General features: G+C 67.9%; 15 protein-coding genes, 1 tRNA gene and 2 pseudogenes. 7 read left to right on the top strand and 11 right to left on the bottom strand.

All coding sequences use genetic code 11. The annotated features are described in order from the left end of the window. Positions 1-6: 6 nt before the first annotated feature. Positions 7-1,620 (bottom strand): RICIN domain-containing protein, encoded by a 1,614-nt coding sequence (locus IH25_RS0135545; protein ID WP_030620684.1) that lies wholly within the window; start codon positions 1,618-1,620, stop codon positions 7-9. A gap of 792 nt (positions 1,621-2,412) precedes the next feature. On the opposite strand from IH25_RS0135545, the gene IH25_RS0135540 reads away from it, so the two are divergent. Then, positions 2,413-2,856, top strand: a complete 444-nt coding sequence (locus IH25_RS0135540) for a DUF7144 family membrane protein (protein ID WP_037656279.1) — start codon at positions 2,413-2,415, stop codon at positions 2,854-2,856. 151 nt (positions 2,857-3,007) lie between these two features. Beyond that, positions 3,008-3,412, top strand: a complete 405-nt coding sequence (locus tag IH25_RS0135535) for a hypothetical protein (RefSeq protein WP_051754365.1) — start codon at positions 3,008-3,010, stop codon at positions 3,410-3,412. 354 nt (positions 3,413-3,766) lie between these two features. On the opposite strand, the gene IH25_RS0135530 is transcribed toward IH25_RS0135535, so the two are convergent. The 4 genes from IH25_RS0135530 to IH25_RS38140 are packed head-to-tail and all read right to left on the bottom strand — an operon-like array spanning position 3,767 to position 7,265. After that, a complete protein-coding gene (locus IH25_RS0135530; protein WP_030620678.1) occupies positions 3,767-4,693 on the bottom strand; it encodes an SUKH-3 domain-containing protein in 927 nt (308 codons plus the stop codon). Further along, entirely contained in the window at positions 4,690-5,061 is a 372-nt protein-coding gene (locus tag IH25_RS0135525) for a YwqJ-related putative deaminase (RefSeq protein ID WP_342447394.1), read from the bottom strand. The genes IH25_RS0135530 and IH25_RS0135525 overlap by 4 nt, the downstream gene beginning before the upstream one ends. Before the next feature lie 10 nt (positions 5,062-5,071). Beyond that, the gene (locus IH25_RS0135520; protein ID WP_030620673.1) at positions 5,072-5,548 is read right to left on the bottom strand and encodes an SUKH-3 domain-containing protein; all 477 of its coding nucleotides are present in this window, start codon (positions 5,546-5,548) and stop codon (positions 5,072-5,074) included. Positions 5,549-5,567: 19 nt separating this feature from the next. Further along, positions 5,568-7,265, bottom strand: a complete 1,698-nt coding sequence (locus tag IH25_RS38140; RefSeq protein ID WP_037656277.1) for a YwqJ-related putative deaminase — start codon at positions 7,263-7,265, stop codon at positions 5,568-5,570. A gap of 392 nt (positions 7,266-7,657) precedes the next feature. On the opposite strand from IH25_RS38140, the pseudogene IH25_RS40305 reads away from it, so the two are divergent. After that, positions 7,658-7,885 (top strand): annotated as a pseudogene (locus tag IH25_RS40305) (tyrosine-type recombinase/integrase); the annotation flags it as partial. A 320-nt stretch (positions 7,886-8,205) separates the two neighbouring features. Here the strand turns inward: IH25_RS40305 and IH25_RS0135510 are convergent. From IH25_RS0135510 to IH25_RS0135500, 3 genes are all read right to left on the bottom strand, one after another. Further along, positions 8,206-8,883, bottom strand: coding sequence for a response regulator (locus tag IH25_RS0135510; protein ID WP_030620670.1), 678 nt, complete (start codon positions 8,881-8,883; stop codon positions 8,206-8,208). A 21-nt stretch (positions 8,884-8,904) separates the two neighbouring features. Then, positions 8,905-10,107 carry a sensor histidine kinase gene (locus IH25_RS0135505; protein ID WP_030620667.1) on the bottom strand — a complete coding sequence of 401 codons (1,203 nt, stop codon included), beginning with the start codon at positions 10,105-10,107 and terminating at the stop codon, positions 8,905-8,907. Between the two features lie 94 nt (positions 10,108-10,201). Next, positions 10,202-12,400: an MMPL family transporter gene (locus IH25_RS0135500; RefSeq protein WP_030620664.1), complete on the bottom strand. Its 2,199-nt coding sequence runs from the start codon at positions 12,398-12,400 to the stop codon at positions 10,202-10,204. 255 nt (positions 12,401-12,655) lie between these two features. On the opposite strand from IH25_RS0135500, the pseudogene IH25_RS43330 reads away from it, so the two are divergent. Continuing rightward, positions 12,656-13,054, top strand: a pseudogene (locus IH25_RS43330) (tyrosine-type recombinase/integrase); the annotation flags it as partial. Positions 13,055-13,143: 89 nt separating this feature from the next. On the opposite strand, the gene IH25_RS0135490 reads toward IH25_RS43330, so the two are convergent. Further along, a tRNA-Gly gene (locus IH25_RS0135490) sits at positions 13,144-13,217 on the bottom strand. A gap of 508 nt (positions 13,218-13,725) precedes the next feature. On the opposite strand from IH25_RS0135490, the gene dcd reads away from it, so the two are divergent. Both dcd and IH25_RS0135475 read left to right on the top strand, forming a co-directional pair. Continuing rightward, positions 13,726-14,301 carry a dCTP deaminase gene (gene dcd, locus IH25_RS0135480; protein ID WP_030620657.1) on the top strand — a complete coding sequence of 192 codons (576 nt, stop codon included), beginning with the start codon at positions 13,726-13,728 and terminating at the stop codon, positions 14,299-14,301. A gap of 13 nt (positions 14,302-14,314) precedes the next feature. Then, positions 14,315-14,818, top strand: a complete 504-nt coding sequence (locus IH25_RS0135475; protein ID WP_030620654.1) for a phosphoribosyltransferase — start codon at positions 14,315-14,317, stop codon at positions 14,816-14,818. A 74-nt stretch (positions 14,819-14,892) separates the two neighbouring features. Here the strand turns inward: IH25_RS0135475 and IH25_RS0135470 are convergent, their stop codons facing one another. Further along, positions 14,893-15,873 carry a Yip1 family protein gene (locus tag IH25_RS0135470; protein ID WP_030620651.1) on the bottom strand — a complete coding sequence of 327 codons (981 nt, stop codon included), beginning with the start codon at positions 15,871-15,873 and terminating at the stop codon, positions 14,893-14,895. 167 nt (positions 15,874-16,040) lie between these two features. Between IH25_RS0135470 and IH25_RS0135465 the strand changes: the two genes are divergently transcribed. Then, complete coding sequence (locus IH25_RS0135465; RefSeq protein ID WP_030620648.1) at positions 16,041-16,379, top strand: antibiotic biosynthesis monooxygenase family protein; 339 nt, start codon at positions 16,041-16,043, stop codon at positions 16,377-16,379. A gap of 149 nt (positions 16,380-16,528) precedes the next feature. Here IH25_RS0135465 and IH25_RS0135460 read toward each other — a convergent pair whose 3' ends face one another. Next, on the bottom strand, positions 16,529-18,811 hold the full coding sequence (locus tag IH25_RS0135460) for a (Fe-S)-binding protein (protein WP_030620645.1): 2,283 nt from the start codon (positions 18,809-18,811) through the stop codon (positions 16,529-16,531). Positions 18,812-18,934 lie beyond the last annotated feature (123 nt).

Raw genomic sequence — 18,934 nt, 5'->3', positions numbered from 1 at the left:
CTTCGACTACTTGAGGGCCGTACCGCCCGAGTCGCCATAGGCGATCGTCTTGCGGATCAGGTTTCCGCCGTCGGACTCGACCGACGTCTGTTCCTGCTGCCCCGCACCGAAGAACAAGCCGGCGACATGGGCGTTCGCCACCTGGTCCAGGTGCGCGAACAACCAGTCCACCTTGTCGTCCTTGTAATGGTTGAGCGTGTTGTTCTGTGCCATGTTGCCCACGGGGATCTGCCACAGGACGACCGGCTTGCCCACGGACTCGGCCATCGTCTTGTAGAACTTCAGCGCGGCGGCGGCCTTCTGATCGGTCCAGAAGGTGTCACGGCCGCCGTGGGTCGGTTGTGCGTACCAGCCCGCGTCGCGGTCCGTCACATCGCTGACCAGGAAGTCGGCGTTCTGTGCCCCGAGCCTTGCGTAGTCCTTGACGCATGCCTGCGTGCTGGTCTGCCAGTCGAAGCAGGAAAGGTGCAGTCCCACGGCGGCGTTCGGCGCGTACTTGCGCGCCATCGACATCAGGCAGCGGGAGAGTCCGGCGGCGCTGTTCTCCTGTGATCCGCAATCGGTCGGATTCGCGGCCGAGACCTGCGCGGCCACCTGGTGCGGATCACCGAGCGACCGGACGTAGCCCCAGAAGTCGGGCTCGAGGTCGATCGCGTCGCGCGACGTGCCGATCTTCTGGAGGAAGAAACGGTAGTCGTTCAGGTACCGGGTGAGCAGGTCGACCCTGTTGATGGCCTTGACCTCGCCCGGGCCGTCGCCCTCGCCTGCCAGATCCCCGAGGTCACGCAACGAGTACCACGTCCAGAGCATCTTCTGCGGACGCGGACGGCCCTTGTACGTCGCGTGGGCCACCTCGGTGTCCCGCCAGGTCACATACGTGCCAGGCGCCGTGGTGCTGCCGTTCCAGCAGCCCCACCAGTTCGACCACCCGTCCTGGCAGCGCGCTGCCGAATAGTAGGCCGACGAGGGCGCGGGCTGGCTGTGCACGTAGGCGTAGCGCATGTCGAACGGCGCGGCGGCCGCCGAGGCGTCGGTCATCGAGCCGCCGATGAGCACCCTGCTGCTGCCCATGAAGCGCGTCGTCGCGCCGGTGTGACCGGGTGGGGGAGACGACGGCTGCGTGCCGGCACTCCCGGCCGGGACGAGTTGCCATTGCTGAGCGGCGCCGCCCCGGTCGCGGTCCTGGACGACGACGCCCCCGTCGGCCTTGGCGGACTTGCGGACCCCGACGGCCATGCCACTGAAGCGATTGACCAGACGCACGTGGCCGTCCGACGACTTGGCCAGCTTGAACTGCTGGTTGATGCCGTTCAGGTCCTTCCACTGCACGATGGCGGAGCCGGCGGTCTTCGACCAGCCGAGGTCGTCCAGCACCTTGCCGGAGTTCCGGTTCTGCAGCCGGTAGTAGCCGTCACCCGCGTCGATGAACCGCCACTGCTGGTTGGCCCCGCCGTGGCGCGCCCACTGCACCACCGCCGCGCCGTCGTTCGTGGCGAAGCCGCGGTCGTCCAGCACCTTGCCGCTGCCGCGGTTGACCAGGACGTACCACTTCTTCAGATCCAGGGTCTGCTCCGCCGAAGCCTGGCTGACCACGACGGCGGACCCGGCCACGACCACCATGGCCAGGCCCGCCCAGAAACCCCGACGCGCGAGCAACCGACGGCCACGATGCCTCGGGCGACCACCGCGGGGGCCGTCGGCACGGCGGCCACCGGCGCCTGACACCACCGCTGACCTGGGCGGCCTGGTGACATCTCTGTGCTCTCGTTCAAGGGGCATGCGTGTGCTCTCTTTCAGCCGTGCGTCTGACCGGGCCACCTGGCCGGACACCACCGAGTGGTCCGAGAGGCCGAAAAGGTTGCCGCGAAGAGCCACGGAATTTTCCCGCCCCGCCCACGCCCTGCACCTGGTGCGGAAGACGCGCCGCGTGGTGTGAGCTTCTCTACGTGGTGAGGGGCTCAGATCCGCCCACGGGGTACTGCCACGGACCGTGGAGTACGTGCGGTCGTGCGGACGTACGGGCCGGGTGAGGGTGTCACGGCCGCGACCGTCCGGGCCGCCGGCCCTCCCACGGCGCCCGCGAGGGGTTCGACAGGACGCAGACCACCGACACCAAGCCCGCGGAGCGCCAGGTCGCGGAGGCCAACGCGGGACACGCGGGACTCGAGGACGCGCGGCGCGGTTTCCTGGGCACGGCTGCGGAGAGCGTGATCCAGGACCGGGACGGGCGCGCGGTGTGGGCCCTGGGCGCGTACGGGTTCCTCGACCACGACTGCCCGGAGACGGCTCGCCACGCGCGCATCACCCGATCGGCTCAGCCCTCGTGGCCGCGAGCCGCCGGGGAGCGGAAGGTCGAAGCACGTGAGGCGGGCCGCCTGGATGCCGCCCGCCACGGGAGAACGGAGTGCGACCATGTCCGCACAGTCTCACCCGGGAGCACCGTCCGGCGGTTACGGCCCGCCCCCCACCGGACACAGCGCCTTGGCCACCGGCGGCGCCACCTTCGCCGGCGTCCTGCTGCTCGTCAACGGCATTCTGGCGATCTTCCAGGGCATCTCCGCGATCGCCAAGGACGACGTCTACGCCCGCATCGGCGACTACGTCTACAAGATCAACCTCACCGGCTGGGGCTGGATCCTGCTGATCCTCGGCGTCATCGCCGCCATCACGGGCGGGGGCATCCTCTCCCGCGCCTCCTGGGCCCGCGCCGTCGGCATCGCCCTGGCATCGCTGAGCCTGATCGCGCAGTTCCTGTTCCTGCCGTACCAGCCACTGTGGTCGATCATCGTCATGGCCATCAACGTGTTCGTGATCTGGGCCCTCGCCTCTCACCATCCGGAGCCCACCCGGCGGTGACACACCGTCGGCGCTGTAGCGGACGCATCCGGGTGTGGCGTGTGCCGCGGTGCTGACGGATCTACAGGGTCTGGTCCAGCACCACCTGGGCTTCGGAACGACCTGATGAAGGCGATTTTTTGTGGTGAGGCGAAAGTATGAACTTCCAGCAGTGGACGGCATTTACTTCGCCGATGGCAGGGCATACGCGGTGTCGGTCTCCCGGACAGATCCGATACTGCGTATCAATGAGGCGCTCGACGTCGAACAACTGCTGACAGAAGATCCGGATCTCGTGGCTCGTGTCGATGGACTGAGCAGTCATGAGTTGGCCGACGGTGACGTCCTGTGGGCGGGGGAGGGGTCGTACGGCTCGGACGGCTTCTTCGGCCGGGTCCATTCCGATCGCGGCCTTGTATGGGCGGTCTTCCTGGAGGAGGTGGATCCGTTCCGCACCATCGAAGTAGCAGGCCGGGAAGCCACCTTTACGTCGACATCCGGTGTGGTCGTCACCGTCGACATCGACGATCCGTCGGCGACCAGGACCCCAGAGAAGGAGAAGCCCACCGGCAGCTAGCCGCCGCTTGTGGTGCGGATGTGGTGCGCGGCCCGCCCAGTGGTCGAGACAACAAACAACCCCCGGGTCTCTGACCTGGGGGTTTCTCATGGAGCGGGTGACGAGAATCGAACTCGCGCTCTCAGCTTGGGAAGCGACGGCGCTTGGACAACCGCGTCCCTGTTGACCTGCGGTTATGCGATTCTGTGGCGGTCCTGGGAGGGTGCGTTCGCACTGCTGCTGACCGTTGTTGTCCGCTCTCAAGGGCACGCTGTGGGCACGGCGCCGTAGTGCCATGTCGGCGGCAGCCGGCAGACCCTCCCGGTCCGGGGGACCTCGGCTCGCATGTCAAGCACCTCAGCAGAGCCCCGCCTCTCATGACATCTGCTTCAGGCCGCGCAGAGCGTCGACGACTCGTACGTGGAGGCTGCCGGTTTGCGCACCCGCTCCGACGCGGAGGCTGGCCTCGACGTCGTTGGTCTGCATGGCCACATGTCCGAACCGGGCCGAGAACCTGACCAGACCGGGCGAGGTTTCCGCATGCACGCCGGGCACCTCTACGGTCAGCTTCACCTCACAGCCCACGCCGTCGGCGTGGGCCGCAAGGATCTCCTCCACGTCACGAACGATCGGCGACAGCGCCTCATCCAGGAGACCATTCGGTATGCCGATCGACCGCCGGGCAATCTCGATGCCACTGCCACGCAGAGTGGTCAGAGTCAGGCAGACGCTCCTGGCGCTGTAAATACCGTGATGGTGCAACACATACACGGCCGTCAGCGCTGCCTGCACGGCTCCGACAACGGGACCGACGGCCGCCGCCGACTTCAAGTCCCAGGCATGCGCGATTTCGCGAAGCCTGCGCGGAGCCAACCCGGTGATCATGTTCTCGATGCCTTCGAGCGCACAGTCCCCCATGTGCCAGGAGCCACCGAGACCGAAAGAGAGAAGTTGTCCCTCTTCGCCCACAGCAAGCACGGAGTCGTTTTCGGTCACACCGACCGGGAACAAAGCCACGCGGAGCCCGGCGGACAGGTGGTCCAACTTGATGAGCTGGAACCTGGCCTTCTCCGGATCGATGGAAAACCCGATAGAGGCCACCTCCCGGCCCGGTTCCACCGGCCGGTGATCGAGGCCGTAGAACTCACTCAGAAAGGCTTTCGCGGCAGGAAACAGCGACAGAGACATTCCGTAGCTCTCCGCCATCGCTGCAAGCCGCAGCGCTGCCTGCATCGCCTCTTGCTCGACGTTCCTCCCTGCGGTCCAACCGATCCTCTCCGCAGCCCGGTGGTGCTGAGTCACTCGTCCACCACTTCGATGCCGAGACGCTCCAGCAGAGCTGTGCAAGATCGGCACGGTTTCGCATGACGTCCGTGCTCCGGATCTCCTTCGGGGCGAATCTTTCTCGTCACTATGGCCGACCCCGAAAAATGCCCCGTCGCATCGTCGAGGGTCGTTCTCCCCCCGCTCGGAAGCTGCTCGTCCAAGCCCCACAACTGATCGGAGATAAGTGCGGTCTCCGCGCAGTAACCCATGAACGGTTCCCGCTGCGCGGCAGGAAGCTGCTGAAAAAACTCGGAAACCGCAGGATGTAGATCCGGGTCCGAATCCGCGTCGAGGTCGGTCTGGCTGAAGATCTTGCCGTTCACCAGCAGGGACGCGGCGGTCATCGGAATATGCTCAGGCATAGTAGTCCTCCGCGTGTTCGAGCGGATAGCCACGCGAGTAATTCATGAACGCCGAGTACTTGTCATTTCCGAGGAAGTATTCACCGCTGTGATGCAGGTAGAAGAACCGCCCCGCTTCGTCCGTGAGGATCGTGCCGCCGTCGTACGTGTCGTGCGCGACGGGGAAGACCTTTTTCCCCAGTCCGTCGGCGAGTTCTTGAACGTCTTCCGCTGCGCCCCGGTACATGAGGGCCGGAAGGAACATCACAGTGTCTTCGGGAGAGTCGTGCAGGGGTGCCACAAGGCCGACATGCTCGCGCAGAAAATCGAGAGCGGGCTGGATGACGTCAAGACTGCCGCCGTCCCTGCGGAATGATGCCTGACAGTCCTCGATCTCGGTGGCGGCGAGGTCGTCACACCTACGGCCCGGGTGCCATCCGGCCTTCGCCAGCCAGGCGTCAACTGCCTCGGGCGACTTCAATGCGGACACAGTTTTATCCTTTTCCAGGTCAAACAGCGGTGACGCCGATCAGCGGAAGCATGCGCGCGCAGGAGGCGCAGGGCGGCTTGTACTCCCCGTGGCTCAAGAATCCAGGCTTGTCCGGTTTCATGTCGCCGATCTGCCGCGTATGCACCTGTGCTCCCTCCATCACCCTTCTGATGTCATCGGTGGTCCGTACGTCGACACCGTCACGCTCTGATATAGCGTGCAGTCGGTCGGAGATCAGCGCCACTTCAGCGCACTTTCCGTGCCCGACACCCGTATTTCCACCCTCGGCCTGTGTCTGTCGGTCGATGTCGTCCAGGACGGACTGCAGGGCGGGATGTGTATCCAGATTCTCTTGCGGATCCGGGTTCTGGGGATTCTTTTTCAGCCTCGACACACTGGTGTGTCCCGTCAGGATCCCTTCGTGCAGCAAGGCTCCCGAACACCCCTGCTTGATTCTGCCCTTGCCCAGCACAGGCTGCCCGTCCGCCCCGTTGGGAGCCTTCTGTGCTTCGTCCGCCAGATCCTTCGCCTCCTGGATCAGCGCCCGACGCTGCTCTTCCGGGCCGAGGTGATCGACCTGCATGGCGTCACGACGGTAGTGTCGCATCCGACCGGCGCTTCTGCCGTGCCAGCCGGGCTGCGGGTTCATGCGCCGAGGACCGTTCCCGCCGCCCCCTCCGCCGCCACCGCCGTTCCCGCCCCCTCCGCCGCCACCGCCTGCTGAACCGCGCGGATCGACCTTGTTCACGTTGATGCCGTCAGCCTGTTTGCCGATCTTGTGGTCGATTTCCTTTTGGTGCCGGGAGGCTGCCTTCACGCGCTGTGGGATCTCGTCGCTGATGTGCCTGGCCGTACGGGTGACCGACTTGGTGGCGGCGTCGAGCGCCTTCTCCAGGGCGTGGTCGAAGGTCTTGGTGAACCCGTCCCGGCCCTTCGTCCGACCGAACGCGCCCTTCGCCTTGCGCAGATGGATATGGGCCTTGCTGCCGAGGTCCCCGCCGTGGAGGAAGAGCTTGCCGGCACCGTCCTCGAACTCGGCGTGGTCGATACGGGTCCGCTTGCCCGCACCGCCGCCCCCGCCCCCGCCGCCCGCGGAGGCAAGGGTCATGCCACCCGGAGTGCCGCTCCCCCCGCCGCTGGGGTGGAACGCACTCTCGGCCAGATCGAGCGCCGCATCGGCGGCGAGCTGTTCCAGTTTCGCCGTGACCGGCTCCGCCAGCTTGGCGGCGATCTCCGCGACGATCTCCTCAATCGCCTCCTTCACCAGCCTCTTCACGAGCTGCCGCATCAGGACGACCTCGCCCGCGGCAGCAGCGGCCGAGATACCCAAGGTGACACCGGACGCGGCGAGTTCGGCGACGATCGTCCCGGCGAGAACGGTCAGCTCGACCGCTGCCTTCGTCTTCATCGCGATGATGATCTCGGCGATCCGGTCACACACGAACGCGAACGTCCGTGCCACATCCGGGATCTTCTCCAGATGACTGGTCTTCACGTACGACCAGTGCTGCTCCATGGCGTCGACCGCCCAGCCCTCCGAGGAGCTGAGGATCCGCGTGATCACCTTGCGTGCATCGCCGCCGTGGCCCTCGAACTTGTCCGCGAACTCACGGAGCGAGTCCGCCATATCCGTGTAGTCGTCCTCGTCCACGTTCGGCCAGTCGATGCCCGCAAGGTCGAGTGCCTGGTCGACGATGTCCGGCAGCATGATGCCCATGTTCCGTGCTCCCCCGTGGCGTTCGGCGCTTCAGCAACTGCAGCAGAGAACAGTTAAGTCTTCGTACGCACGTACCACCAACAGGAACAGGGGACTCAGTGCGAGGTTGAGACAACTCACGCATGACAAAGGAGTTGAACGAAATATATCGGGCAATCCGAACGCATGGCAGGCACGTGCTTGTGCCCGCCCTGCCTGACCGGCAAGCCCATGCCCCCTCAGGCCACGTGATTCGACCGCCTCCCTACCGGGTCACCGAGCTCACCAGGTACGGGCCCACCTGTCACGATCCGTCGGGGAGGAGCAATCCCCGGAAATGCGACCATGCGCCACCGAGGCATCTACGGGCCGCCGACCGGACCCATCGCATGCCACCATCCGTATCGCCACTGGCGAGGGGCATCGTCGGCATGCCGGAGGGCTCCCGGTTCTACGACCTTCACCACACCGGGCACGCGCTCTCGACCCGACCCGGCGCCACGCTCAAGGACACGATGGTCCGTGCCGGGCATTCCTCTGAGAATGCCGCGCTGATCCAGCGGCACTCTGACGACGAGCGGCAAGAAGAGGTCGCCGGCGGCCGCGATCGCCGCACACAACAACAAGGCCCAGGTCTCTGACCTGGGCCTTCAGCATGGAGCGGGTGACGAGAATCGAACTCGCGCTCTGAGCTTGGGAAGCGACGGCGCTTGGGAAACCGGGCGGCTTTGACCTGGGCAAACGTCCTCTGGTGCCGAGCCCGGAGGGAGGGACCGCACCGTTCGTGACCTTGGTTGGCCCGTCTTACGGGCACGCTATGGGCACGCCGACGCCCTGGAGGCGCGGGGTCCCGTCCCGACGACTGACGGCCGCTCCGGGCGGGAAATCGGGTGCTGGTCTGAAGGGTGCCCTTGCAGGAGCACATGGAGAAGAGGTGCCCGAGGGGCCGTTTCCCACCGGCTCAGGCCCGTTCCTCTCCGGCACGGACGAGGCCGGTCTCATAGGCGATGACGACGAGTTGGGCGCGGTCCCGGGCGCCGAGTTTCGCCATGGCGCGGTTCGCGTGGGTCTTGACGGTGACCGGGGTGACGAAGAGGCGTTCGGCGATCTCGTCGTTGGACAGACCGGTGGCGACCAGTGTCATGACTTCCCGCTCCCGCGGGGTGAGAGTGGAGAGCCGTTCGCCGCCGGCCAGGTTGCCGGGAGAGGGCTGGGCGAGGAAGCGCGCGATCAATCCCTTGGTGGCCGCGGGGGAGAGCAGGGCCTCGTCGGCTGCGACGAGGCGGATGGCGTCGAGGAGCTGGGCCGGTTCGACGCCTTTGCCGAGGAAGCCGCTCGCTCCCGCGCGCAGGGCCTGGACGACGAACTCGTCCATCTCGAAGGTGGTGAGGACGAGCACCTTCACCCCGGCCAGATCCTCGTCCTGGCCGATGAGCCTGATGGCCTCGATGCCGTCGACCTCCGGCATGCGGATGTCCATCACCACGACATCGGCCCGCTGCGACCGGGCCAGTTCCAGGGCCTCACGGCCGTTGGACGCCTCGGCGACGACTTCCATGTCCGGCTGGGTGTCGATGAGCAGCCGGAAGGTGCCGCGCAGCAGGGCCTGGTCGTCGGCGAGCAGGACGCGAATGGTCATCGGGAGCCTTTCAAGGGCGGTTCATGGGCGCGGAGTGAGTACGAGGGGCAGCTCCGCGTGAACCCGGAAGCCGCCCTCCGGCCGGGGGCCGGCGATGACCGTCCCGCCGATGGCGGCGGCGCGTTCGCGCATGCCGATCAGGCCGTGACCCGTGCCGGGACCACGGGCGGTGCCGGAGTCCTGGGCGGTCCCGGGGAGTCCGTCGTCGGTGACGGTGATCCGCAAGGTGTCGGTTCCGTAGTCCAGAGTGACCTTCACATGGTTGGCCGAGGCGTGTTTGTGGGTGTTGGTGAGGGCCTCCTGGACGATGCGGTAGGCCGTCAGCTCGGTGGTGGGTGCCGCGGGCCGGGGCAGGCCCGTGCGTTCCAGTTCCACGGGCAGGCCGCCCGCTCGGAGATTGGTGATCAGGGAGTCGAGGTCGGCCAGTCCCGGAATGGGCACCCGGGAGTCCGGCGCGTCGTCGGGCTGACGCAGCAGACCTACAGTGGCGCGGAGTTCGTCGAGCGCGGTGCGGCTGTTGTCCTTGATGTGGGCGAGTGCCTGGTAGGCGATCTCCGGGTCGGTGCGCAGCAGGTGGTGGGCCACCCCGGCCTGCGCGTTGACCAGGGTCATGTGATGGGCGACGACGTCGTGGAGTTCACGGGCGATGCGGACACGCTCCTCGGTGACCCGGCGGCGGGCCTCCGCCTCGCGGGTCCGTTCGGCGCGTTCCGCGCGTGCCTCGGCCCGGTCCAGGCGGAGACGACGACTGCGGCTGGCGATGCCCAGCGCCGTGGCAGCGATCGCGAGGTCGAAGCGGAGGAGGGTGTCACCCGAGACCGGTGACTGGGAGTGGGTGACGGCGAACACCGCTGTGATCACGAGCGTGGCGGCTACGCCGACGGCCCATGCGGTTCGTCGGCTGCTGCGGGTGGCGAGCGTGTAGAGAGCGACCAGGCTCGCCGCCGGAGAAAGCGAGAAGTCCGGCGTACGGGCCATGTGTACGAGGTCCACGGCCAACGTGACGAGTACGACGGGCAGTGGCCACCGGTTACGGACGACGAGGGGCGCGCAGGCCAGCGCCGTCCAGGTGACGCCGCCCAACCGCGGCGCATGCCATCCGGAGCCTCCCGTTCCGACGGCACCCGCCGCCACCGCCACGAGGACGACCAGCACGCCGGGCAGCGCGTCGCGCAGCCGCGCGTGACGGGCCAACCACTGCTGGACCACGGCTGTCACCTGCATTCCTTCACTATGCGGCAGCACACGGACCGCGCGGCACGGGCCGGTCGGGATGGTGTGCCTCCCGCGGCCCGGCCCGTGCGCTCGGCGGATGACGTCAGCGGCCGGTTCCGGCCGTCTCCGGCTCACGGCCGGGACCGGCCCGCCGCACCGGCTCCTCCACCGGTCCTTCCACCGACACCCGGGGGAGCGCCCGGTCGAGTGAGCGGGGCAGCCACCAGTTGGCGCGTCCGCACAGGTACATGAGCGCTGGTACGAGGACCATGCGGACCAGCAGGGCGTCGAGCGCGACGGCCACCGCCAGGCTCACGCCGAACTCCGATATCACCCGCATGCCGCCGAAGACGAACGAGCCGAAGACGCAGACCATGATGGTGGCCGCCACGGCGATCACCTTGCCGGTCTCGGTCTGGCCGACCCGGACGGCGCGCTGGTTGTCCCCGGTGTGTGCCCACTCCTCGCGCATCCGGCTGACCAGGAACACCTGGTAGTCCATGGAAAGACCGAACATGATGCCGACGACGAGGATGGGCACGAACGACTCGATGGGCCCGGCGGCGCCGAGGCCGAGGAGCGAGGCGCCGAATCCGTACTGGAAGACGACGACGATCGCGCCGAACGCAACACCGATGCTGAGGACGTTCAGCAGGGCGCCGACGGCCGGGATGAGAAGGCTGCGGAAGGCGACGGTCAGCAGCAGGAAGCCGAGCGCGGCAATCACCAGCACGAACAGCGGCAGCTTGCCCATCAGCACGGAGGCGAAGTCGTCATTGCCGGCGGTGGGGCCGCCGACGTAGACCTTCATCGAGGTGCCCTGCTCGGCCGCCGGGATGACGTCGGAGCGCAGGTGGTCGATCAGGTCGGATGTTTCCGCCGACTGCGGGGAGGTCGTCGGGACGACGGAGATCACACCGACGTCCTGCCCTTTCTGCATGGGGACGGCGCTGACGTCGGCGACGCCGTCGACCTGCTCGATCGCCCTCGCCAGCCTGGCCTCGGCCGCCTTGTCGGCGGCGGTGGGCGCCTCGGCGGCGAGGACGAGCGGACCGTTGAAACCGGGCCCGAAACCCTTCGCGATCATGTCGTACGCCTGCCGGTTGGTCGAGGTCGTGGGCAGGTTGCCGTCGTCGGACGCGCCCAGGCGCAGGGTGAGTGTCGGCAGAGCGAGGACCGCCAGAACGACGAGGGCGACCACACCGAACGTCTTCGGCCGGGTTTGGACGCGCTCGGCCCACCGGCCCCACGGACTCGGCCCCGCCTCGGGTGCGACCTGTGTGCGCCGGCCGGCCAGAGCCCGCCGCTGACGGCGGTTGAGGACCCGCGGGCCGATCAGGCCGAGCAGCGCCGGCAGCAGGGTGATGGCGGCCAGTACGGTCAGGATCACGGTGACGGCGGCGCCGATGGCCATGCCGTTGATGATGCCGACGTTCAGGGTGAGCATGCCGAGCAGGGCGACGACGACGGTGAGCCCGGCGAAGACCACCGCACGGCCGGAGGTGTTGAGGGACTTGGCGATCGACTCGCCGACACCCATGCCCGCCATCAGGTGGGAGCGGTGCCGGTTGACGATGAACAGGGCGTAGTCGATGCCCACGCCCAGACCGATCAGCGAACCGAGGGTCAGCGTGGTGTCGGACAGGGTGATCACGTGGCTGAGCAGCATCACCGTGACCGCGGAGGTGCCCACGCCCGCGATGGCCGTGATGATGGGCAGCGCGGCCACCCACACCGCCCGGAAAACGAAGAGCAGCACGACGAAGGCGAGGGCGATGCCCATGGTGTCGGCGACCGCGTTCGGCTCGGGATTGACGGTGAACGCCTGCCCGTTCAGCGCGATGTGCAGCGTTGCCGACTCCGGGGCGGTGGCGAGCTGTTTCACCCGCGCGATCCGGGCGTCGCTGACGCCTTGCTCGAATGACACGGTCGCGTAGGCCGTCGTACCGTCCCTGCTGATCTGCCGGGCCCCGGCCGCCGTGAACGGGCTGCTCACGGAGGCGACACCGGGAGCGGCCCCGATCTTCCTCACGGCGTCGGCCATCGGCTGTTCGGCGGCGGAGTCGGTCACCTTCCCGCCCTTGACCTGCCAGACGACCCGGCCGCTCTTGCCCGCCGCGCTGCTGGCGCCCCTCTGCAGCAGGGCCGTGGCCCTGGCGGAGTCGGTGTTCTGCGAGGTCGGGCTGTTGCCGAAGTCGCTGCCGACCATGCCGACCGCGGCGCCGAGACCGATCAGCAGGCCCACCCAGGCCAGGACGACGGTGAGCCGATGCCTATGGCACCAACGGGCGAGAGGGGACATCGACGGGCCTTTCCAGAGGTACGCCACACGAGCCGGACCAGCAGACCCGGCCCACCCTCACGCTCGCATTCCACCGGTCTCTCGTCGTTGCCCGGACGCAGACACTCGCGTCTACCGCGATCGCAGTAGACGGTTCAGGATGAGGACGGAGACCGGGGTGTGGAGGTGACCGCCCAGTACGTCCGGCCCCGTACGACTCCGACTCCTCCGCCCAGGCATCGCGCCATCCGGTGCCCCACCGGCGCGGAGACATACCACCTCGTCATCCGTGTCCCTCGCGCCGATCCTGAGCGGACCAACGTCCAGCGCGCTCCGGGCCGGACCAGGTCCGACGCGGGCGCCCGAGTCGTCGTATCCCCGGCCTTCCTGCGCGAGGAGTTGAGACAGCACCTCGCCTGGTTCACCGAGATGAGCCTGACGGCTTGGTCTTCTTCGGCGAGAAGGGGGCACCGTTCCCCGTTCCAGGCCACTTTCAAGGACACGATGGTCCGTGCCGGGCAGTCGTCCGAGAAGGCCGCGCTGATCTACCAGCACTCCGACGAGGAGCGGCAGCGCGACGTTGCCGCCGGCCTGGACGACATGGCCCGCGCCGAGCGTGCGAAGCACCACACCGACAAGAGCGCGCACCACAAGGAGAAGCCCACCGGCAGCTAGCCGCCGCTTGTGGTGCGGATGTGGTGCGCGGCCTGCCCAGTGGTCCAGACAACAAACAACCCCCGGGCCTCTGACCTGGGGGTTTGTCATGGAGCGGGTGACGAGAATCGAACTCGCGCTCTCAGCTTGGGAAGCTGATGTTCTACCATTAAACTACACCCGCTTATGTACGGACATGGGGTTCGCGGAGTCCCTTGTCCGGACGCTCGCTCACTCTACATCATCGCGGGAGTGCGGTGGGCCGGAGCCGGGGTTCGGGGTGGGATCCGGCTGTGAGGGGCGTGAGTTGGGGCGTACCGTGGGGGCCGGAGTGCCGCCTGGAGCGTCGTCTCTTTGATCCCGTAATGTGGCTTTTGGCGTCCGGGTAGAACGCCGGACGCGGCTCTTGGGGAAGGGACTTGAGGGACTTGATGCAACGCACCGTCGTCCGCTGCGCGGACGGGCACGTCTTCAGCACCGCTTCGTTCCCGATGCAGCAGGCCGAGCGGCTCGGCCCCGGCCGGCTCGTGCGGTGTCCGCGATGCGCCCGGCTGCGGAGCGCGGTGCCTGTCGTTCTGGAGAAGCGGTAGGCGGGAGGGCAACGCGGTACCGGCCGTAGCCGGGGCGTGACAGGGAGCGCGCGGCGCCGTCGTGATTGCGATGGTTCCGCGCGCCTTGCGTATCCTCGCTACGTGCTTCTCTCAGACAAGGACATCCGGGCCGAGATCGACGCCGGGCGGGTACGGATCGATCCCTATGACGAATCCATGGTGCAGCCGTCGAGCATCGACGTGCGGCTGGACCGTTACTTCCGGGTGTTCGAGAACCACCGCTACCCGCACATCGACCCCTCCATCGAGCAGGCGGACCTGACGCGGCTGGTGGAGCCCGACGGGGACGAGCCGTTCATCCTGCACCCCGGGGAGTTCGTGCTCGCCTCCACCTACGAGGTCATCACGCTGCCCGACGACCTCGCCTCGCGACTCGAGGGGAAGAGCTCGCTCGGACGGCTCGGGCTGGTCACGCACTCCACCGCCGGATTCATCGACCCCGGCTTCAGCGGACACGTCACCCTTGAGCTGTCCAACCTCGCCACGCTCCCCATCAAGCTGTGGCCGGGCATGAAGATCGGGCAGCTGTGCATGTTCCGGCTGACCTCGCCCGCCGAGTCCCCGTACGGCAGTGAGCGCTACGGCTCGCGGTACCAGGGGCAGCGCGGGCCGACCGCCTCGCGGTCCTTCCTCAATTTCCATCGGACCCAGGTGTGAGGGCGACTACAGCATGAGCAGCGCAGACGTGCGGGAGAACCTGACCTACGAGCGGTTCGGCACCGCCATCCGGGAACTGGCGCAGACCATCGCCGACGACGGGTACGAGCCCGACATCGTGCTGAGCATCGCCCGCGGCGGTGTCTTCGTCGCCGGCGGCCTCGCCTACGCCCTGGACTGCAAGAACATCCATCTGGTGAACGTCGAGTTCTACACCGGTGTGGGCACCACGCTCGAAATGCCGGTCATGCTCGCCCCGGTCCCCAACGTGATCGACTTCTCCGACAAGAAGGTCCTGATCACCGACGACGTCGCCGACACCGGCAAGACGCTCAAGCTCGTCCGCGACTTCTGCCTGGACACCGTCGCCGAGGTGCGCTCCGCGGTGGTCTACGAGAAGTCCCACTCGCTGGTGAAGTGCGAGTACGTGTGGAAGCGGACCGACGACTGGATCAACTTCCCCTGGAGCGTCGAGCCGCCCGTCGTGAAGCGGACCGGGCAGGTGCTCGACGCCTAGCCTCCGGCGCGCGGACACAGGAGCGGACAGAGGAAAGGGGCCCCCGCAGGGGCCCCTTTCCTGTGCGCCGGTACCTAGAACGTGCCGAGCTTCACGATCGACAGCAGCGCGATCAGCTGGATCGCCGACGCCCCCAGTGCCCTCGGCCAGGGCAGGTCGTGGGAGCGGGAGACCATCAGGGTCAGCAGGGCGCCGGCGCCGATCCAGGTGGCCCAGCCGAGGATCTGGACGAAGCCGGCGTCGCCGCCGAAGAACATGGCGACGATCAGCCGGGGCGCGTCGGTGAGGGCCGTGATCAGCATGGACAGGCCCACCGTGGGCTGCCAGGCGCCGTCGCCGCCGAGCTGGCGGGCCAGGGTGTGGGTGACCGCGCCCAGGACGAACAGGCCCAGCACCATCACGATCGCCGTCACCAGCACGATCGGCACCGCGTTGGACAGTGTCGCGCTGATCGCGTCCTGACGGGCGCCGTCGAAGCCGAAGACGGCGAGCAGGCCGTAGAGGAAGGTCACGATGAGGGCGGGGATCCACATCGTGTAGTCCCGCATGCGCAGGAACGTCTCGTTCGGGGCGAGCACGATCCCCTTCAGCAGGTCCTTCCAGTGCAGCGGCGGGCCGATCGGGGCGGTCGGCGCGGGAGCGGAACCGGCGTGGTAGGTCGCCCCCTGCGTGTAGCTCGCGGCCTCGTCGATGGAGAACGCCTGGGTGTGGCCCGGCTGGTTCGCCGCGTAGGGGTCGTGCCCGCCGTGCCCGCCGCCCGGGTGGCCGCCGTCGCCGAAGTACTCGGGGCCGTCGTCGGCACCGGCGCCCGGGTAGCCGTAGGGCTGTCCCGGCTGTCCCTGGTGCGGGTACGGCGGCTGAGGCGCCGACGGGTAGCCGTACGAGGGGCCCGCGGGACCCGAGGGGCCCGGGCGGCCGTACGGCGGCTGACCGTACGCCGGTCCGCCGGGCTGTGCGGGGCCGTGCCCGTGTCCGTACGACGGTCCCTGGGGCGCCTGCTGTCCTTGGGGGGTACGGTCGTCCCGGCCCCCGCGTCCGATCCTGAATCCAGCCACGTCATCGAACGTACCTGGTCCGGACGGCCGGCGTGACCGGGCCTTGGGACCTGACCCGGCTTTGCGGCCGACCTGTGACATCCCCTAAGGGACCGTCAGGCGCCTCACCCCCAATTTCCTCGGGGTTCCGCGCCGTTCGGCGGGGTCCCATGGTCCAGGATGGCTTCATGAGCGTAGTGAAGATCAACGTGCTGACCGTTCCCGCCGAGCAGCGGGAGGTGCTGGAGAAGCGGTTCGCCTCGCGGGCCCACGCGGTGGAGAACTCCGACGGGTTCGAGTGGTTCGAGCTGCTGCGGCCCGTGGAGGGCACCGACCAGTACCTCGTCTACACCCGCTGGCGGGACGAGGAGTCCTTCCAGGCCTGGATGGAGGGGCCGATGAAGGCCGCGCACCAAGGGGGCGGCGAGGGCGGCGGTGAGGGCGGTGAGCGTCCGAAGCCGGCCGCCTCCGGTTCGACCCTGTGGTCCTTCGACGTGGTCCAGCAGGCCGGCCCCAAGGGCGCCTGAGCCCCGGCCGCCGCGGATACCGGCTCCGAGGGTGTCCGAGCCGGACCCGTAGCTGATACCGGCGCCCCGGTCACGGATCCCGCCGGGAAACACGACGGCGCCCCCTGCCTGTGCGAAGCAGGGGGCGCCGTACGCCGGGGGGAGCGGGGCTACTTCACGGGCTCCGGCTCCGGTGCGCTCTCGGTCTCCGCCTCGCCCGCCGGGTCGGCCGGCGTCTTGACGGAGTCGAGCAGCAGCTGGGCGACGTCCACGACCTGGATGGACTCCTTGGCCTTGCCGTCGTTCTTCTTGCCGTTCACCGAGTCGGTGAGCATGACCAGGCAGAACGGGCAGGCCGTGGAGACGATGTCCGGGTTGAGGGACAGGGCCTCGTCGACGCGCTCGTTGTTGATGCGCTTGCCGATCCGCTCCTCCATCCACATCCGCGCGCCGCCGGCGCCGCAGCAGAAGCCGCGCTCCTTGTGGCGGTGCATCTCCTCGTTCCTGAGGCCCGGGACCTTGCCGATGATCTCGCGCGGGGGCGTGTAGATCTTGTTGTGGCGGCCCAGGTAGCAGGGGTCGTGGTACGTGATGATGCCCTCGACCGGGGTGACGGGGATCAGCTTGCCCTCGTCCACCAGGTGCTGGAGCAGCTGGGTGTGGTGGATGACCTCGTAGTCGCCGCCGAGCTGCGGGTACTCGTTGCCGAGCGTGTTCAGGCAGTGCGGGCAGGTGGCGACGATCTTCTTCGCCGATTTCGGCTTCTTCGACTCCGGCGTGACCTTGCCCTCGTCGTCCAGCTCCTCGCCGAACGCCGTGTTCAGGGCCATGACGTTCTCCATGCCGAGCTCCTGGAACAACGGCTCGTTGCCCAGGCGGCGGGCGGAGTCACCGGTGCACTTCTCGTCGCCGCCCATGATCGCGAACTTCACGCCCGCGATGTGCAGCAGCTCGGCGAAGGCCTTGGTGGTCTTCTTGGCGCGGTCCTCCAGGGCGCCAGCGCAGCCGACCCAGTACAGGTACTCGACCTCGGTGAGGTCCTCGATGTCCTTGCCGACGACCGGGACCTCGAAGTCGACCTCCTTGGTCCACTCCAGGCGCTGCTTCTTCGCCAGGCCCCAGGGGTTGCCCTTCTTCTCCAGGTTCTTGAGCATCGTGCCCGCCTCGGAGGGGAAGGCGCTCTCGATCATCACCTGGTAGCGGCGCATGTCCACGATGTGGTCGACGTGCTCGATGTCCACCGGGCACTGCTCGACGCAGGCGCCGCAGGTGGTGCAGGACCACAGCACGTCCGGGTCGATGACGCCGTTCTCCTCGGCGGTGCCGATCAGCGGGCGCTCGGCCTCGGCCAGCGCGGCGGCGGGCACCGAGGCGAGCTGCTCCTCGGTCGCCTTCTCCTCGCCCTCCGTGGTCTTGCCGCCGCCCGCGAGCAGATACGGCGCCTTGGCGTGCGCGTGGTCCCGCAGGGACATGATCAGCAGCTTGGGGGAGAGCGGCTTGCCGGTGTTCCAGGCGGGGCACTGCGACTGGCAGCGGCCGCACTCGGTGCAGGTGGAGAAGTCCAGCAGGCCCTTCCAGGAGAACTGCTCGACCTGGGAGACGCCGAAGACGTCGTCCTCGCCCGGGTCCTCGAAGTCGATCGGCTTGCCGCCCGAGGTCATCGGCTGGAGCGCGCCGAGCGCGGTGGAGCCGTCGGCGTTGCGCTTGAACCAGATGTTCGGGAACGCCAGGAAGCGGTGCCAGGCCACGCCCATGTCGGTCTTCAGCGAGACCGTGATCATCCAGATGAAGCTGGTCGCGATCTTCAGGCCGGCGAAGAAGTAGGTGAGGTTCTGGAGCGTGGAGAGGTCCATCTCCCGCAGCCAGGCGACGACCGGGTACGAGATGAAGAACGAGGCCTCGTAGCCGTCCACGTGGTGCTGGGCGCCTTCGAGGGCGTGCAGCATGAAGATGCAGACGCCGACGATGAGGATGACGGTCTCGACGAAGTACGCCTGGCCGAAGTTGGAGCCGGCGAAGCGGGACTTGCGGCCCGGGTCGCGCGGGTGGCTCAGCTGGCGGATCGCGATCAGCACGAGGATGCCGATCACGGTCATCGTGCCGATGAACTCGACGTAGACGTTGTACGGTGCCCAGTCGCCCAGGACGGGCAGGATCCAGTCCGCCTTGAACAGCTGCCCGAACGCGTTGACGATCGTCAGCAGCAGCGTGAAGAAGCCGACGGCGACGAACCAGTGCGCCACGCCGACGATGCCCCAGCGGTTCATCCGGGTGTGGCCGAGGAACTCCCGGACCACGGTCAGGGTGCGCTGTGTGGGATCGTTGGTCCGCGTGCCGGCCGGTACCGGCTGGCCCAGCCGCATGTGGTTGTAGATCTGGAGGAGGGCGCGGCCGAACAGTGCCACGCCGACCACGATCAGGACCAGCGACACGATGATCGCGGCGAGTTGCATTGGGGCTCCTGAAGCGGCCTCGGTCGGAACGAGCTGTCTGGGCTGACGAACATTACTAAGCGGTAACTTATGTAGTCCGTCTGAGACTACCCCCATCTTCCGTCGGGATGCAGCAGAGCGCGG

The sequence above is a fragment of the Streptomyces achromogenes subsp. achromogenes genome (assembly GCF_000720835.1).
In the GTDB taxonomy this organism is placed as follows: Bacteria; Actinomycetota; Actinomycetes; order Streptomycetales; family Streptomycetaceae; genus Streptomyces; species Streptomyces achromogenes.
This window is presented reverse-complemented; position numbering and strand designations above follow the sequence as displayed.

Excerpts from the sequence above, each read along its gene's own strand:
- IH25_RS0135475 (WP_030620654.1), top strand. The coding sequence starts at position 14,315 with ATGAGCAGCGCAGACGTGCGGGAGAACCTGACCTACGAGCGGTTCGGC.
- IH25_RS0135505 (WP_030620667.1), bottom strand. The coding sequence starts at position 10,107 with ATGCAGGTGACAGCCGTGGTCCAGCAGTGGTTGGCCCGTCACGCGCGG.
- IH25_RS0135545 (WP_030620684.1), bottom strand. The coding sequence starts at position 1,620 with ATGGTGGTCGTGGCCGGGTCCGCCGTCGTGGTCAGCCAGGCTTCGGCG.
- IH25_RS0135510 (WP_030620670.1), bottom strand. The coding sequence starts at position 8,883 with ATGACCATTCGCGTCCTGCTCGCCGACGACCAGGCCCTGCTGCGCGGC.
- IH25_RS0135500 (WP_030620664.1), bottom strand. The coding sequence starts at position 12,400 with ATGTCCCCTCTCGCCCGTTGGTGCCATAGGCATCGGCTCACCGTCGTC.
- IH25_RS0135540 (WP_037656279.1), top strand. The coding sequence starts at position 2,413 with ATGTCCGCACAGTCTCACCCGGGAGCACCGTCCGGCGGTTACGGCCCG.
- IH25_RS0135525 (WP_342447394.1), bottom strand. The coding sequence starts at position 5,061 with ATGACCGCCGCGTCCCTGCTGGTGAACGGCAAGATCTTCAGCCAGACC.
- IH25_RS38140 (WP_037656277.1), bottom strand. The coding sequence starts at position 7,265 with ATGGGCATCATGCTGCCGGACATCGTCGACCAGGCACTCGACCTTGCG.
- IH25_RS0135465 (WP_030620648.1), top strand. The coding sequence starts at position 16,041 with ATGAGCGTAGTGAAGATCAACGTGCTGACCGTTCCCGCCGAGCAGCGG.
- IH25_RS0135460 (WP_030620645.1), bottom strand. The coding sequence starts at position 18,811 with ATGCAACTCGCCGCGATCATCGTGTCGCTGGTCCTGATCGTGGTCGGC.